Below are 15,220 nucleotides of genomic sequence, written 5' to 3'. Positions count from 1 at the left end.
GGCAGCATATTTGCAATGATTCCACATTGCCAGATAGCAAACCAGACAAACCTATTAGATGCAAATAAATTGCTCAGCCAAGCTAGCCATGTAAGGCACTATTTGAGGTACTTCCGCAGTGGGCGGTAGTCTGCTTTTAGCTTTACTATCTCCACTTTGCGGGGTAAAGCTTACATTTTAGTTACCGGAAATAGGGAAATTGCTTTTAATATTTCGCATACAGGTCTTAAGCCAACCTTATTCCTTATCGAGGTTCGGATTCAGGATGTAATAAACCGCTCTACCAGTGGTGCCAATTTTCATTATCAGTTTGAGGTCAAGCAATTCGCGCAGGTCGTTGAGCGTGGCATCTACCGATAAACCGGAAATCTCCCGGTAAGTGGTGTTGTTAATTTTGCCATTCCTGATAAGGTATCTTAGAACTTCTTTTTGGCGATGTTTGAGTCGTGCCAACGGCATTTTCTGGAGCAATGCTTTTTCATGCAGGCTGATTTCGGCAGGGTCAGGGGGAGCGGAAGGTTTCTTTCGGGTGGGGAAAGGCTGGACAGTAGTGGTTTCCTGCACAAAGAGGGAGCTATTTTGTAGAGTCACTCGAAAATAATTTTCGTCCGCTTCGAAAATTGGCTTGGGTAAATTTGCTTCTTCCATAGCACGGCGCATGCGCCCGATGCCACTGCCGAACCTTTCCACATAGCCCATCGTGTGAAGCATTTCGACTATACGCGGGTTGCGTGGACGGTGGCGATTCTCTAGGGTTTTTAGTGAAAGCCCCGGTAGCAATCCACCGGGATTTTCTGCCACTATTCGGTCATCAAAAATCATAAGATGGGCAGGCACAATATTATAGTAGTCGCGATGCGCCACCATATTTACAATCATTTCACGATAGGCGGCAACCGGATATTCTGGCACATCCTGCGCTGCCATACTTTCGCCTACTGTATCGGGTAATTGCACCCGATAACGAATGTTTTTTTCTACAAAACGGGCGGTAGTATCTATTATTTGAGGTAGAGTGCCGCGAACGGTTATACGATCGAGTACTCGGTCACTATTGGTTCCTGCAAAACGTGCTGCTATAATCTGTGCGCCCGGTACAAATAAATCTGGTGTACCACTGAAAAAGAGTGCAGCGGCAACATTGGGCAATTGCTTACCGTTTTCTTCCACTGCGCATCCCAGATTTCGCAATATTTCAAAACGCGACATATTGGCGTATGAACCGTCCTCATAATCGCTCAAGCGCCGCTCCATATATCTTTCAATACTGGCTTGCCTCAAGTCTTCGAGTCGCAGAGTTTGGATTGAAGATTGCTCATAGTGCAAGATACCGCGCCGATAGGCTAGCGCTTGTGCCTGATCAAAAGTGAGGATTTTATTGTATGAACCTATTCTTAAGCGGTAAACGCCTGCTACCGAGTGGATGGCAAGTAATCCCTCCGGCACATAGGCAGCTACTACCATCCCATCCTTTGTATCTACGCTTTCCACTTTTATGCGTCCATGCAGAGGTGGTTCAATTGTGGCAGCGGCGGAATACAAGCGGTCTATTATCATCTTGGGGCGAGTGACTCCCACAATTTTACCGCTGTCATTAACCCCTACCAGCAACCACCCACCTATCGAATTTGCCATTGCACCCAGCACTTCTGCCAGAGCCTGTTGCTTTTCACTATCCAGTTTGAACTCAACAGTCAGGGCTTCATCCTGTGCAATGATTTTTTTTAGTTCTGCTTCGGTCATTTCAGCTTGCTTAGAAGAGTGTTCAAACGCTCTACAATTTCTTCTAGATAACTAATTTCGTCCTCTGCGAGCTTGTAATTTCTTTCGGCAACATGCAATTCAAAGCGAGACGCTAGCTTATCGAGGCGGCGCAGAGTGGAATCGCGCTCAAGTAGAGGGTCACGGTTGCTTTCACGTGAAACATTGTGATTAATATCACTATCTGCATCAGTGATGCTGCTTGTGAAATTATTATCAATGTGAGGCTGGGAAGGTTTTTTATCCTGTAGCTTTTCCCTTAACTGTTCAACGGTAAGGTTGTTTTCCAGAATATCTTTAATGAATAAAGCGCGCTTTTTCAGGTCATTAACCTGCGCTAACAGCTTGGCGTGGCTCATGGTTTCCGGCTTGGTTTCAACCATCTGCTTCACATCTTGGGGAGCTTGATATAGCGCTAAACGAGTCTGTACCCATCCGCGACCTTTACCCACTGTTTCTGCTACTGCTTCGGCAGATAAATTCTGGCTAGTATAAAGGTATCCGATAATGTTAGCTTCTCCAAGTGGGGTTAAATCCTCGCGGGAAAAGTTTTCGCTTGCCATAATGCGTGCCATTTGGGCATCGCTCAACTCGATAACCTTAACCGGCAAGGTTGCTAACCCGGCGCGCCTAGCAGCTTCTCGCCGCCTATGACCGTAAGCAAGTTCGTACTCGTCACCTGCGCCCCGCTTTTGTCTTGCCAGCAATGCCCCATAGAAACCGTTCTGCCGGATTGAATTGACTAGTTCCTGTAAGGCTGTTTCGTCAATAATCGGGCGTGCCAGTTCTTGGAAAGGGTTATCATGTAACCGATCGAGGGAGATTTCCTGAACAGGCAGATTCTCCGATGCGCGTTCCAATTCATCCCGAACCGGGTTTGCAATTTCTCCTACCACACCCAAACGTCCCTGACCTGTACCATTAGCCAGCGATGAGCGTTGACGATTCATTGCACCTGTAAAGTCTTTTGAAGGCATATTTACCTCAGTTAATCGGCTGTTTATCTTCAGTTATCCAAGAATACAATAACAGAACTAACTATCATTTGCAACAGGCTTACCCCATGTTAGATAGGAGACTCGACATGACAAAGAACAAATATTCGATAAATTACGCGATTAGAGAACAATACATATCCCAAATTATGAATATTATATGAGTATTACTGGTGTTAAATTAATGGAGAAAAGTGCTACAATCTTTGGCAACCTGGCAAAGTCCTTATTGATAAACCCGGCACTTTGGAAAGGATAGGCAAATGAAAATAGTACAAAAGGTGAAGATTATCAAACCGGTATCTGAAGTGTTTAACTTTGTTACAGATGTTACAAATGCGCCTCAATGGGCGGGTTTGATAGAAGCAGTTATAGTAACTTCCAGTGGACCTATTCTGGTTGGTTCGCATGGAATAAATCGGATGAAGCTTCTTTGGAAACGTGCCGAGGTGGGTTGGTTGATTACCGAGCTGGAGCAAGATAGAAGGTTTATTGTCAAAAGCACTAGCGGACCAGTTGAAGGGGTATATGATTATGTATTTAAGCCATCGGAAAATGGCACTATTTTGAGTCTTTCAATGGAGGTCGTGCCAAAGGGCTATCTAAAATTTCTTGAGCTGGTCTTTAACCCTACCTTGTCGCCTCAAATTTCCAGAGATTTAGAAATTTTAAAAGGGCTACTTGAAGGCAAGCTTTCTTAAAAGCTCGGCAAGTGGCAAATCCTGAATGGAACTCCGGTTAGCCTGCTCCAATGGAAGCAGAGGTTAATTGCGGAACCGCTGTTGAGTGCCACTATCAAGTTGTTGGAAATTACCTTTGGTGTACTCTTCAATAACCGATTTCCAGAAAGAGCGCGCTCGAAAATTACGCTCTAGCTCGTAAACCTGCCAGATTCCCCCCCGAAAAAGATTGAACGCCATATTTGCAGCGCAGCGTCCAACTCCTTGTCGTCTGAATTTAGGGGCAATATAGAAATCCATCAGTTCGAAATCTACATTTGGTAGTAAATGCGCTTTGTCGGTACAGATAATGGTAAAGCCCGCCGGTATGCCCTCCACTCGAATCAGGTAGAGCAGGCAATTGTCGCGAATCCACCAGTTCATACGCACGCATTCTTCAATGTTGGAAGGTCCGGGTAATCCATCGGGTGCCCAAGTGGGTAAACCGTATTCATTCAGGATGATATTTTCCTCGAACTCGGACAGGTCGGTAAAGTAAAAGACAAAGAAATGGTGTAATGCTTGGAGATCTTTCCCGGTTGCAAGGGTGAGGGAGACTTCCATTGCTCGTTCCTTTTCTAAAGTCCCATTCGAGTGGCGATTTCCTCAGCCAAACTGCGATAATCTCCGGCAAGGGCACTATCAGAGGCGTAGAGCGGCACCGGAGTTTCAAGGGCAGCCGCTTCACGGGCAAGCGTGGAACGTCGAATCTCGCTTTTAAAAAGATGCTTAGGAAAACGACGCTCTGCTTCTTCCCGAACTCCTTGCATGATACGGGTACGGTCACCCATGGTAATGAATACACCCAGCAGGGTGGTGGGCAAGTTATAAATGGCGGCGTTGTCCTGCGCCAATGTCAAAAGAGTATCGACAGAGCGTAGCCCCCAAGGACCATCCACCGGTACTATGAAAAAATCTGAAGCATTCAGCACATTTACTGCAAACTTGCCTAAGTTAGGGGGGCTATCCAGTATAATCAGGTCGTAAAGGTTTCGAATTGGCTCGAGACCGCGTCTGAGTCGCAGATCACAACCGGTCATACCGGGTAGGTTGATTTCTACCGCCGCCAGATCAACGGAAGCGGGAATCAAATCAACTCCCTGAAAGCGAGTATGTACGGTGACCTCTTCTGCACTGGCTTTTCCCAGATATAGGTCGGAAACCGTACCACGCAAGGTTTCTTCCCGCAGAAAATCTACTCCCAGTTGTAGGCTCAGGTGTGCCTGTGGGTCGCTATCAATACCTAATACCCTGAAGCCCTTTTCCCCGTATATGGCGGCAAGTGCAGCAGCAGAGGTAGTTTTGGCGGCTCCACCTTTTTGGTTGCTCAAGCCTAACGAATAAGCCCGCCCGGAATTTTTTGCCATTATGGTTTCTCCCTTGAGAAAGCTAAGAACACCTGTACTTGTAGCAGATTATAGCATAATTACAAATGAAAATTGGCGAGAGGTACGAACCACTTGCCAATTTTCTCCCTGTTACTAAGCCCTTTTTATCAAGCGGCTGCCAAGTCCGTCTCTTTCTCACCTGTGGTATGAGTCGGGAGATGTTCCGGTTCACTTTCTACGGTGATTGTAGGCAACCATTTCAGGAACTTAGGCATATACCAGTTGAACTCGCCCATCAAGCGCATTACAGCCGGCAACAGCATACAGCGCACTATTGTAGCATCTAGGAAGACGGCGACTGCTAGACCAAGCCCGAACTGTTGGATTTGCACATCCGACAAGCTCACGAAGAAGTCGCCGAACACTACTACCATAATTGCGGCTGCTCCGGTTATTGTACCGGAAGTGCTGCTAATACCTTTCAGCACTGCCATGTTGGATTTGAAACCGGCATCTCGCAGTTCCTTGATCCGGGTCAGGATGAACATATGGTAGTCCATCGAAAGCCCGAAGATAATGGCGAAGATAAAGACCGGCAACCAAGATTCCATTACACCGATACCCTTGATCCAAGCGCGCCCGTCTTGGAAGAACAGGATAACCACACCGTAGGCAGCACCAGTAGAAAGCAAGTTCAAAATGATCGCTTTTACCGGTATTACCACCGAACGGAAGACCATTAGCAGTACAAGGAAGCTCAAGCCTAGTACAAACAGCCATACCGTTGGGTTCATAAAGAATTGGGTCTGGTCAATGTTCTGGGCGGTCATACCACCTACATATGCTTCCACATTCGGCAAGCTCTTAAAGTAAGCAGGAACAACCTCACTTCGCAATTGCTTGACCACTTCAATGTTGCGGTCGTCATTCCAAGTACCGGATTGATAGAATGACATCATTACTACCTTGCCATCGCGAGAGGACATGTAACTCACCGGACCACTCAAACCGGGCTTTTGCAACAATGCCACTTCAAATTGCTTCATAGCTGCTTGGGTATCCGCTTTGTCAGCTTGGGTAACGGTAACAGTCAATCGCAGGTCGGCGCTCTGGGGCCACTTCTGCTGGATCAACGCAGTAGCTTTTTGACCTTCGGTTACTGGATCGGCGCTTACACTTATGCCCAGTTTTATGTGTAATAACGGGCTGGCAAGTACCACTAACAGGGTAATCGCCAATACTGTGATAACTACTGCGCGGCGCATTGAAGCGCCTACTATAGCAGCCCAGAAGCCTTTACCATCGTTGCTACCCTTATTCAGGAAAGGTACACGACCAAACTCAATGCCTTTACCCAGTATAGAGAGTGTTGCAGGTAAGAACGTTATGCTGCCTAGTACCGACAACAACACCACTGAGATAACCCCAATCGCCATCGGGATGAAGATGCTACCCAGAATGAACAAACCAGAGATTGAGATTGCTACCAACACGCCGCTGAAAAATACTGCTCTGCCAGCCGTACCGCTGGCAATCTCAATGGCAGTCAGCTTATCGCGACCCAATTGCCGCTCGTGGCGATAACGACTAATTACAAACAAAGAGTAATCTACTGCAACCGCTAATCCCATCAAAATTCCCAGCATCAACGCCTGTGTAATATCATTATTTCCAGTGAGGCGTGTGTAAATACTCATTACGCCGGTAGTGCCTACAATGGCGGTAATTGCTAGGATTAGAGGCACAATCGAAGCTACGAAAGCGCGGAAGACAAAGAATAATATTAGGAAGGTAGGTATAAGCGTTATCAGCATCGATTGCATTGCTTCGCTACTACCCTCTTTCGAGGCAGAAGCCCAGTTAAAATAAGTATTTTTAACCAGCAAATTATAATCAGAGAATTGTGCTTTCAAATCGGTCAATTTTGGTTCGACTGGTTCGAGGCGCTCCTTCATATTTTGCCAGCTCTCAAGTTCTTCGATCTGACCGTAAATTCTAACGGTTGTACCGTCCTGAGAAATTAATCCTGCCTCGGCTGGTGCTTCGTAAGGATTGACCAGTTTGGTAAAGACTGGTTGAGTTGCGCCATTTTCCGTATATTTGAAATTACCTAAAGCTTGCGTCATTTTACCGACTGTTTCTTTGAAAGCCGGGTCGGAGACATTTTGACCGGATTTAGATACAAGCAGATAGAAATCCATCTGCGGATTGGTTTCGCCACCATCAGCCGTTAATGCTTTCCAGCCCTTTACCGATTCCCAATCAAAGCTTGCATAAGCGTCATATTTTTTATCAGTGGCAGGTACTACGCTGCTGCCAAAAACCAGTCCGGCTATCAATACGAACCAGAGTCCGAATACAAGCCAGCGGTGCCGTGCGCTAAACGCTGCTATTTTTACTGTAACAGGTTTGGCGTTTCTACCGATGTAATTTCTCGCCATTTGTAAACCTCATTTCTCTCTTGTATGCTTGTTAAATAATGTCAGTGGTTACAGGGTTGATTTTAGGGCAGTAATCTGCGCTTGTGATGCGTCGATGGGTGATAAAGCGGCTAGGGCTTTTGCTTTGGAATAAGGTAGGTCAAAAGTATTAGTTGGGGTGGTCTTTGGGGTAAAAAAAGAGCGGCATTATTGTGCCACTCTAATATTAAACCGAGGTTTATTGAAAATAACTTGGCTTACCGCTGGTAAGGTTTTGTAAAAACTCTAAGAGTCATTACTTTTGATAAGCGCTTCAAGGGCTATATCAACCTGACTAGGAGGTTCGGCATTAGGTGTCAGTTTATTGCCCTGCTCCATTGCTTTGGTCTGCTCAGCTTTGGTCTGAGCTTTTGAGGGGGCGGTAACGGTAGTAGGTGCGGGATTCACTTTATCGGCATCCTCTTCAATTTTTATCAGTAGGTATTCTGTCATATTTTTTACAACCCCTGCCAGAGGTACTGCCAGCAAGACTCCAAATATGCCACCCACCTGTGAGCCTGCTAACAACACAAAAAGTGTGGTAAGCGGTCCGATTCCGACTTTGCCGCCCACAAGTTTTGGAAGAATAACATTCAACAAGGCAGTTTGAATTACAAAGAGAATAATCAGGACAATAATTATTGGTCTATCTTCTTTACTACCAAAACTTACCAGCAAAGGTGGTAATAATGAAAGTGGTCCTCCGAAGAAGGGAATTATCATTAGTAAACCACACACACACGCGGTGGTAACAGAATATTTAAAGCCGGTAACCGACATTAATATACCTACGGTTATGCCATAAATAACCGCGACTGTAAGCTGTCCGCCAAGAAAAACGCCAAAATTGCTTTCAAGGCTTTGTTGCAAACGTTTGTAGAATTGGAGCCAACTTGGTGGAAATTTCCTCCAGAGCCTAGAACGATCATCTATATCATTACTATAAGGATTTGTATCTGTATATCTGCGACCTGCTAGCAAGCTGAAAGAAATAATAAATACCAATAATAACTGGATTATAAACCCGGCTATTCCGGTGATAGTGTTCAGGGCGTTTTTCAATACATCGGTGCCGAAGGTTTGCAATGCCCCTACGAAATCGTTAATGCTAATACTGCCTAGCCCTAGCCCTTTAAGCCAATCATTGAGCGATTTTTGGATTTCGTTGGAGATTGAGCCAAGGCTGCCTATAAGGTCTTGGGTTTGGGTTATCAAACCCGGCACAACCAACACCATAAAAATAGCCAACAATGCCAGCACACTTAGATAACTGCCGACGACGGATACCAGTTTTGGGATACCCATATTGATAAGAAGACGTGTAATGGGGGTCAACAATAAGGCTAAAAGCCATGCGCTTACAAATAGCAAGATAAGCCCAGAGAAGGTAGCAAATATACCCCAAGCAATTGAGAAAAGGGTAAAGGTAAGAAGGACAATGACCATCACCAGCGCCAGTCGCCCTAATTTTTCGGTACGGAGTATCTTGCTTTGCGCCCAATTCAAAAGGGTGGGTTCTTGCGGTTTGTCCTCAGGTTGAGGCTTTGCTGATACCGCTGCGTTCTGGTTATTTTTTGGCATTTTCCAGAATCCTGTTCTATTTTTTACTACGGAAGTAAATTTGCTCAGCTTTCCAATTGTTTAGCCCATTATAACAGTTAATATTCGAAAAAAGAATTAAATAGGCTTATATGGTTACTAAGCCGTTTAGCCTAGACACGTGCAATTATGTAGTATAAAACCAGTCTTTAAACCCGGTTATTTGGCTGTTACATAAAACTCATTCGGTTAGTATGATTATCCTGTGAAAGAATTAAACTTAACAAACACAAATAGTTATTAAAAGTGAGGGAAACAATGACGTTAACTTACTATGATCTTGAAAAGATTGGAATCTCACGAGTTAGCGAGTATATAAAATCTGCCGATCACGATCGTCAGGTTGCTGAGGCGTTAGAAGCCCGTTCAAAAAATGAAAAAGTAAGCAATACTAATAATAAAACGCAACACCGTCACAATCTTCGGCTTCGAAGAGCGCATTAACCGGAACAAAGTTGTTATCGGAATTTAGGAGATACAAAATGGAACTGATATTAGCAATCACTCTAATAGTTACTATGATCGCCCTTTTTGATTTCGTGGCTGTAAAATGGGGTAAAAACATGCGTCGGGGCGAAAATTCAAATGGCTACGACCCTCGCGAGGACTGGAATCCCCACTACTAGGCGAGATTTCACATACATAATCAGGAAAGAGGGATAATTTATCCCTCTTTTCTACCTCAATCGCACACCACTAGATATAGACGAATTTATAAAAGAATACTGCTGAGCCGATAATTAACAGGTTCGCGCTAAATATATAAACTTCACAGGCTGATTTTATAGTACTGGAGGGTAATAAAATGTTGGAAGTAATGGTTGGATTTGTAGTAATAGTATTGCTGTTTGCGCTTCTCGATCTCGCGGCGTTGAAATGGGGCGCAGATAAGCGCCGAAACGGTTTTGTGAGTGGGTGCTATGACCCTCGCGACGATTGGAACGCGCAAAGCTAAGCTACTATAATAGAATATACTTGTTGAGGGGAAAGTAACCCCTCTTTTTTTATTGTCGGGTTTGCAGTAAGCCTTAACAAAAAGCTATAATTAAAGCTGTGTAACAAAAAATAAAATGAGGATAATGCTAATGATAGATTCGCCCGTAAAAGAAACCAAATTAAATCGCAAACCTGCTTATGTACTGGTAGGTTTTTTGGGAAGTGGCAAGACTACCCTTTTAGGAAAACTTATCGGTTGGTGTCTGGAGAACGGCATGACACCCGGCTTGATAGTAAATGAATTCGGTGCGGTTTCAATTGATGGTGAAATGATGCGGCAAGAGGGTATGATGCTCTCCGAGCTTTCCAACGGTTGTATTTGCTGCACAGCCGAAGGTGATTTGATACCCGCCCTTATCCAAATGTCTATTCATCCTAAAGTCGATTTGATAATATTGGAGGCGAGCGGTCTGGCTGACCCTGCCGATATGCTGGATGAATTAACCGATCCTGCTCTGTGGGAAGCGGTAGAAGTAGGCGGCATTATTTCGGTGGTAGATGCTCTACGTTTTGATGACCTTGCCGAGAAAACCCGCCTTGCCCAACGTCAGGTAGAGTATGCCGATGTGCTGGTGATGAATAAATGCGACTTGGTAACCGAAGCAGATGCTCTGACTTTGAAAGAGCAATTGATCGGTTTTAATCCGAAAGCCCAGATATTTCCCGCGCAGCAAGGTTTGCCGGAAGCCGGAATTGAGGCTTTACTTGATTTGGCGCGTAGTGTTGGGGCTGGAAACGCTGCCAAAAAAGAACATACCCATCACCAACACGACCATTCTCATAATCACCATGGTGAGGCGGATGCGCATATGTCCTTGCACACGCTGGATTTTGATATGGATTTGAGGCTAAACAAAGACGCTTTTGAACAATTCCTTAAAAATCTGCCGTCTAATGTATATCGAGCTAAAGGCTTTTTGTGGGTTGAAGGAGATGAGCGTCCCCATGTATTTCAGCAAATGCCGGGTTATGTGCGCGTTTTGCCATTCCAGCGTCACCGTCCTTCGCTAATGCGTGGGGTATTCATCGGGCAAAATCTGGATAAAGCTTGGATTTTGGAACAAATCGAAGCCTGCATTGTAGCGTGAGTTTTGCCTGATCTATAATCAACATCATCAGTAGCTAACAATGAGAACTTCCGGAGAAAAGAAAAAAGGGCTGCGCCTGTTAAGGCTTAGCCTTTTCGTCTTTTTTTGTCTGTTGGTTTCTAGCTATCTTGGGGCAAGCTATTTGTATGCCAACGCTTTTACCACCTCAAAAGACCGCTCGCTTGGTGATAAAACCCCCGCTACTTACGGTTTAACTTACGAAAATGTATCTTTTCCCGCTGCAAGTGATAAAAAACCGACATTGCGGGGCTGGTTTGTACCTAACTCCGCTTCAAACAAAGTATTGGTGTTGGTACATGGGCGCGATGCCACGCGCAGATTTGGTCTGTCCTTGTCAAAACCGCTCTGGGACGCTGGCTATAGCCTGCTTTTGTTCGATCTAGAGGCACACGGTCAATCCGATGGCGATCACTACTCTTTTGGGCAGCGTGAACAATGGGATGTGGTAGGGGCGGTTAATTACCTCAAAAGCAGAGGATTTGCGTCCCAGCATATTGGCGCACTTGCATGGAGTATGGGTGCGTCCTCAACCATAATGGCAATGAGCGATATACCCGACTTGAAAACCGCCGTTAGCGACTCGGCATACGCCGATTTCGCCCACCTACAAGCCTCTCGCGTTGCGACCTATCCTTTGCTACTCCAGTTTGTATTTCCGGGTGTGTTGGTGTTCGGACGGCTATTTTACGATGTGGATATTGAGGCTTCCAAACCTGTGCAAGCTATAAAAAGCCTCGGCGACCGCCATTTATTTCTAATTCATGGGGAAGCAGACACTACCGTTCCGGTTGAGAATTTTTATACGCTAAAAGAGGCAGGCGGCAAAAACATAACCGAAACATGGCTTTTGCCCGGCGTGGAGCATGTACAGGCTTTTGAGACATATCCCCAAGAGTATATTAGCCGCGTTACTGCCTTCTTCAAACTCGAATTGAGCTAGAAGCCACTCTTTATTCTCGCGCTACTGCCTCGAAAAGCTATTTGAACACTCCTTCCAATGGGTTGGAAGACAACACCACAAATACCGTTTTATTTTGGGTTTGCGCACTATCATTTGTAGCATCGGAGATTGCTGCCGGAGTCAGGATTCGCACTTCGGCGCGCGCCCCATTACTGCCAAAACCTTGAAGCAAACGTGCAAATCCTCGGCTTGGCGTACTGGTATCGGTCATAGCCACGTTATAACCCTTCTGGTCAAACTCTTTGTTATAAAAGAAATCGGCTATTTTATCAGGCGAATCTCCGGTTGCGTACACCTCTATTTTTAGGTTGGGGAAGTTAGTGATGGTACTTTTATAGCTATCCTTCAGGTTCAGTTTTACCGCCCCGGGATATACGCTCAGTTCTCCGATGCTGTTGGCAACCGTTTTTATCACTCCATTGGCTTGATTAAAAATATTCCAGCTAAAATAACCTACCGCGCCAAAAATAACCAGAAAAAATACCAGAAAAATTAACAAGCGCAGCCCGGTGCGCTGATTGTTTAATCCAACCGGAGTGCGAACATATTGCGGTTGGTAATAGCCGGGCGGTTGTTGATAACCATAACCCTGTTGCTGGAAACCATTTTGGGGTGGTGGCTGTTGGTAAGCTCCTTGCGGCGGTGGATAGTTAGGGGGTGGATAACTGCCGGGTTGTCCGTTTGGTGGTGGGAAACCGTATTGTGGCTGGTTTTCTTGGGGATTTTCATGTTGTCCAGACGGTGGATACATCCAATGCTCCTTTCATACTATTTTTGGCACACTTTTATTTCTATTATAGCCGGATAAGTAAATCCCTATTCTGAATTTCAGGCGACTTGTTTTTCAATATCCCTCTTATCTGATTGGTATATAATATTAGACGGCAAACTTTCAAAATGTTGAAACAAAAGGAGTTTTTCTCGCAAATGGCTGATGAAAAGAGGGTTTATGGGCGCAAACTAGACCCGCGCCCAATCCAGAAGGGTTTGACGGTGGCGCAGATGGTAGATGAACATCTGTTTGCCTATAATGCTGCCCGTCTGCGCGAAGCCTGCCAACTGCTGGCGCGCAAGGTAATGCAGCCGGATGTAACGGTGGGGGTGACTCTCTCCGGCGCATTGACTCCCACCGGGTTGGGTTATTCCGCGCTCGTTCCACTGATAGAGGGTGGTTATATCGACTGGATTATTTCAACGGGTGCGAACCTATACCACGATATTCATCGTTCTCTTGGGTTTGAGCTTTTCCAGAGTACCCCTTTTACCGATGACTTGGCGTTGCGGGAAGAGCATGTCATTCGCATTTACGACATTCTTTTCGATCAGGAAGTGTTGCTGAAATCCGATGCTTACCTGCGTGAGGTGATGCGTTTGCCGGAATTTCAGAAGCGCATGAGTACCTCAGAATTGCACAACGGCTTAGGCAAATACTTACGCGAGCGGGAAAAAGTGTTGGGCATTGAATATCGTTCTGTGCTAGGGGCAGCCTACGAGGCAGGCGTACCGATTTATACCTCTAGTCCGGGTGATTCCACTTTAGGTATGAACGTTGCTGCGCTACAGTTGATGGGGCTTGAGATTGGCTTCGACCCGGAAGCGGATGTGAACGAGACAACCGCAATTGTATATGATGCTAAAGCTAAAGGCGGCAAAAGCGCAGTGCTGATATTTGGCGGTGGTAGTCCCAAGAATTTTATCCTGCAAACTGAGCCACAGATTCAGGAAGTATTGGGCATTGCCGAGAAGGGGCATGATTACTTTATTCAGGTAACAGATGCGCGGGCTGATACGGGTGGTCTCTCCGGTGCGACTCCCTCCGAGGCTATGACATGGGGCAAGGTTGACCCCGAACAGTTGCCGGACAGCATAGTGTGTTACCTCGATAGCACGGTGGCGATACCCGTCATGGCATCCTATGTAATTGATCGCGCTCCGCAACGTCCTCTGAAACGACTTTACGACCGCCGAGATGAACTGGTTTCCAACTTACGTGAAACCGCTCGGAAGCACTATCTCTCACAAGAAGGCAACTGATAGGAATCAAATTTGTACATGCTCAAAAAAAGCCCAGTCACATTGACCGGGCTTTTGACACTGTTGGGTTAAGAATATGGATAGGAAAAAGGCTAGAAGAAGTCGGAAAAAGAACCAATATTTAAGTTATGGAATGAAGCCCAACGTGTATAACCAATAAGTACCCCTAGGAGTCGTAGTAATATTCAACCTCCCTTTACCGATTTTGATGAACTAGCATTTGTCCTATACCTAAACTCAAATAGCACTGAAAAGTAGCACGCTAATCGAAAAACTAGTACTTTTGATGTAGTTTCTGGGGTTTAGGTGGAAAGAACAAGGCTTGCATCTGACTTTGCTCACTATTGCATATATGTGCGTGAGAAATATCGAGTTGGTTAAATACAGGTATTGCCTGAGTTCAGGAAACAGCAAATAGTGTGAGTTGGGCTGGAAAGCGCTCGCTTCAGCACTTTACCCCTATCGGCATACGTACTACTGGAGTTAACAAGGTTTGCCATTTGGGTTTAACCCGGTTTTATTTACCTTGCATAGTCTATCTTGACCTTCCTTTATCCACATGTATAAGCTCTAGGTCATAGTCAAGGAGGGCAGCGAGGTTTTCCACCATTAAATCGGCGGGGGGATATTTTAAAAAGATATCAGGCTCATGGGCGTAGTGTCCTTGGCGCACGAAAATGGTGGTTACGCCCATACCCCATCTTTTTTTGATTTCGGTTAATAGACGCAACTTATCATCAACCATAATGTAATGGCTTGCCGGATAGCGCAATTCTACTTGATCTAATTGTTGTTCTTTATGGATTGTAACAAGTACCTTTCTGTTCACTGCTTTTAACAGACCAGCGCAGTTTATTTTGTGTGGCTGATATACCGCATCCCCGTCTGTCAGGATAACAACCGTTCCCCAACTACGAAAACGCTCGATTAATTCCAGTGCCCCGGGAAACAAGCGCGCCTTGAAAGGATAGTTCAACAAATAAAGAGAAACATCAATCAAGTTGGGTTGGTTCATGTTCTCCACGCGAAAGCGTTGTAATGTTCCTAAATGGTCGGAATAGCCCAATTCCTCTCTTAGTTCATCAAAAATCTGCCAGTATCGTTGTTGGGCTTCCTTACTGAAAATCTGTTCAAGATAAGCGCGTAGGTCGGCGGAAATGCTGTCGGTATCCAGCAGCGTGTTATCAACATCCAACAGAAATACATATTGGTTTGGTTGGCTCATACATTTATCCCTAAAATATTTTATTTTGAGCAAA

15 protein-coding genes are annotated in these 15,220 nt (G+C 45.4%); 7 read left to right on the top strand and 8 right to left on the bottom strand.

Going from position 1 to position 15,220, the window contains the following annotated elements:
* Positions 1–237: 237 nt before the first annotated feature.
* Together OZ401_RS17615 and OZ401_RS17610 are read right to left on the bottom strand one after the other, a co-directional pair.
* Positions 238–1,743 carry an ATP-binding protein gene (locus OZ401_RS17615; RefSeq protein WP_341471761.1) on the bottom strand — a complete coding sequence of 502 codons (1,506 nt, stop codon included), beginning with the start codon at positions 1,741–1,743 and terminating at the stop codon, positions 238–240.
* Positions 1,740–2,738 (bottom strand): ParB/RepB/Spo0J family partition protein, encoded by a 999-nt coding sequence (locus tag OZ401_RS17610; protein ID WP_341471760.1) that lies wholly within the window; start codon positions 2,736–2,738, stop codon positions 1,740–1,742. The genes OZ401_RS17615 and OZ401_RS17610 overlap by 4 nt, the downstream gene beginning before the upstream one ends.
* A 281-nt stretch (positions 2,739–3,019) precedes the next feature.
* Between OZ401_RS17610 and OZ401_RS17605 the strand changes: the two genes are divergently transcribed.
* Entirely contained in the window at positions 3,020–3,457 is a 438-nt protein-coding gene (locus OZ401_RS17605) for an SRPBCC family protein (protein WP_341471759.1), read from the top strand.
* 63 nt (positions 3,458–3,520) lie between these two features.
* Here OZ401_RS17605 and OZ401_RS17600 read toward each other — a convergent pair whose 3' ends face one another.
* The 4 genes from OZ401_RS17600 to OZ401_RS17585 all read right to left on the bottom strand — a co-directional run bounded on the left by OZ401_RS17600 (position 3,521) and on the right by OZ401_RS17585 (position 8,843).
* The gene (locus tag OZ401_RS17600) at positions 3,521–4,039 is read right to left on the bottom strand and encodes a GNAT family N-acetyltransferase (protein ID WP_341471758.1); all 519 of its coding nucleotides are present in this window, start codon (positions 4,037–4,039) and stop codon (positions 3,521–3,523) included.
* 14 nt (positions 4,040–4,053) lie between these two features.
* A complete protein-coding gene (locus OZ401_RS17595; protein ID WP_341471757.1) occupies positions 4,054–4,842 on the bottom strand; it encodes a ParA family protein in 789 nt (262 codons plus the stop codon).
* 128 nt (positions 4,843–4,970) lie between these two features.
* Positions 4,971–7,244 carry an MMPL family transporter gene (locus tag OZ401_RS17590; protein WP_341471756.1) on the bottom strand — a complete coding sequence of 758 codons (2,274 nt, stop codon included), beginning with the start codon at positions 7,242–7,244 and terminating at the stop codon, positions 4,971–4,973.
* 264 nt (positions 7,245–7,508) lie between these two features.
* Positions 7,509–8,843: an AI-2E family transporter gene (locus OZ401_RS17585; protein ID WP_341471755.1), complete on the bottom strand. Its 1,335-nt coding sequence runs from the start codon at positions 8,841–8,843 to the stop codon at positions 7,509–7,511.
* Positions 8,844–9,119: 276 nt separating this feature from the next.
* Between OZ401_RS17585 and OZ401_RS17580 the strand changes: the two genes are divergently transcribed.
* From OZ401_RS17580 to OZ401_RS17560, 5 genes are all read left to right on the top strand, one after another.
* Positions 9,120–9,305: a hypothetical protein gene (locus OZ401_RS17580; RefSeq protein WP_341471754.1), complete on the top strand. Its 186-nt coding sequence runs from the start codon at positions 9,120–9,122 to the stop codon at positions 9,303–9,305.
* A 38-nt stretch (positions 9,306–9,343) separates the two neighbouring features.
* Positions 9,344–9,487, top strand: a complete 144-nt coding sequence (locus OZ401_RS17575) for a hypothetical protein (RefSeq protein ID WP_341471753.1) — start codon at positions 9,344–9,346, stop codon at positions 9,485–9,487.
* 179 nt (positions 9,488–9,666) lie between these two features.
* Positions 9,667–9,816, top strand: a complete 150-nt coding sequence (locus OZ401_RS17570) for a hypothetical protein (protein ID WP_341471752.1) — start codon at positions 9,667–9,669, stop codon at positions 9,814–9,816.
* Between the two features lie 130 nt (positions 9,817–9,946).
* Positions 9,947–10,945, top strand: coding sequence for a CobW family GTP-binding protein (locus tag OZ401_RS17565; RefSeq protein ID WP_341471751.1), 999 nt, complete (start codon positions 9,947–9,949; stop codon positions 10,943–10,945).
* A gap of 40 nt (positions 10,946–10,985) precedes the next feature.
* The gene (locus OZ401_RS17560; protein ID WP_341471750.1) at positions 10,986–11,906 is read left to right on the top strand and encodes an alpha/beta hydrolase; all 921 of its coding nucleotides are present in this window, start codon (positions 10,986–10,988) and stop codon (positions 11,904–11,906) included.
* A gap of 37 nt (positions 11,907–11,943) precedes the next feature.
* Here the strand turns inward: OZ401_RS17560 and OZ401_RS17555 are convergent, their stop codons facing one another.
* Entirely contained in the window at positions 11,944–12,678 is a 735-nt protein-coding gene (locus tag OZ401_RS17555; RefSeq protein WP_341471749.1) for a hypothetical protein, read from the bottom strand.
* Positions 12,679–12,854: 176 nt separating this feature from the next.
* Between OZ401_RS17555 and OZ401_RS17550 the strand changes: the two genes are divergently transcribed.
* The gene (locus OZ401_RS17550; protein WP_341471748.1) at positions 12,855–13,961 is read left to right on the top strand and encodes a homospermidine biosynthesis protein; all 1,107 of its coding nucleotides are present in this window, start codon (positions 12,855–12,857) and stop codon (positions 13,959–13,961) included.
* 535 nt (positions 13,962–14,496) lie between these two features.
* Here OZ401_RS17550 and OZ401_RS17545 read toward each other — a convergent pair.
* Positions 14,497–15,186, bottom strand: coding sequence for an HAD family hydrolase (locus OZ401_RS17545; RefSeq protein ID WP_341471747.1), 690 nt, complete (start codon positions 15,184–15,186; stop codon positions 14,497–14,499).
* Positions 15,187–15,220 lie beyond the last annotated feature (34 nt).

This window comes from Candidatus Chlorohelix allophototropha (genome assembly GCF_030389965.1).
Lineage (GTDB): Bacteria > Chloroflexota > Chloroflexia > Chloroheliales > Chloroheliaceae > Chlorohelix > Chlorohelix allophototropha.
The sequence above is the reverse complement of the archived record's forward strand: the minus strand, read 5'-3'. Positions and strand labels throughout refer to the sequence as shown.

What these genes read in the sequence shown, in the direction of transcription:
- OZ401_RS17550 (WP_341471748.1), top strand. Translation starts at nt 12,855, where the DNA reads ATGGCTGATGAAAAGAGGGTTTATGGGCGCAAACTAGACCCGCGCCCA.
- OZ401_RS17545 (WP_341471747.1), bottom strand. Translation starts at nt 15,186, where the DNA reads ATGAGCCAACCAAACCAATATGTATTTCTGTTGGATGTTGATAACACG.
- OZ401_RS17615 (WP_341471761.1), bottom strand. Translation starts at nt 1,743, where the DNA reads ATGACCGAAGCAGAACTAAAAAAAATCATTGCACAGGATGAAGCCCTG.
- OZ401_RS17565 (WP_341471751.1), top strand. Translation starts at nt 9,947, where the DNA reads ATGATAGATTCGCCCGTAAAAGAAACCAAATTAAATCGCAAACCTGCT.
- OZ401_RS17600 (WP_341471758.1), bottom strand. Translation starts at nt 4,039, where the DNA reads ATGGAAGTCTCCCTCACCCTTGCAACCGGGAAAGATCTCCAAGCATTA.
- OZ401_RS17555 (WP_341471749.1), bottom strand. Translation starts at nt 12,678, where the DNA reads ATGTATCCACCGTCTGGACAACATGAAAATCCCCAAGAAAACCAGCCA.
- OZ401_RS17575 (WP_341471753.1), top strand. Translation starts at nt 9,344, where the DNA reads ATGGAACTGATATTAGCAATCACTCTAATAGTTACTATGATCGCCCTT.
- OZ401_RS17590 (WP_341471756.1), bottom strand. Translation starts at nt 7,244, where the DNA reads ATGGCGAGAAATTACATCGGTAGAAACGCCAAACCTGTTACAGTAAAA.
- OZ401_RS17585 (WP_341471755.1), bottom strand. Translation starts at nt 8,843, where the DNA reads ATGCCAAAAAATAACCAGAACGCAGCGGTATCAGCAAAGCCTCAACCT.
- OZ401_RS17595 (WP_341471757.1), bottom strand. Translation starts at nt 4,842, where the DNA reads ATGGCAAAAAATTCCGGGCGGGCTTATTCGTTAGGCTTGAGCAACCAA.
- OZ401_RS17570 (WP_341471752.1), top strand. Translation starts at nt 9,667, where the DNA reads ATGTTGGAAGTAATGGTTGGATTTGTAGTAATAGTATTGCTGTTTGCG.
- OZ401_RS17610 (WP_341471760.1), bottom strand. Translation starts at nt 2,738, where the DNA reads ATGCCTTCAAAAGACTTTACAGGTGCAATGAATCGTCAACGCTCATCG.
- OZ401_RS17580 (WP_341471754.1), top strand. Translation starts at nt 9,120, where the DNA reads ATGACGTTAACTTACTATGATCTTGAAAAGATTGGAATCTCACGAGTT.
- OZ401_RS17560 (WP_341471750.1), top strand. Translation starts at nt 10,986, where the DNA reads ATGAGAACTTCCGGAGAAAAGAAAAAAGGGCTGCGCCTGTTAAGGCTT.
- OZ401_RS17605 (WP_341471759.1), top strand. Translation starts at nt 3,020, where the DNA reads ATGAAAATAGTACAAAAGGTGAAGATTATCAAACCGGTATCTGAAGTG.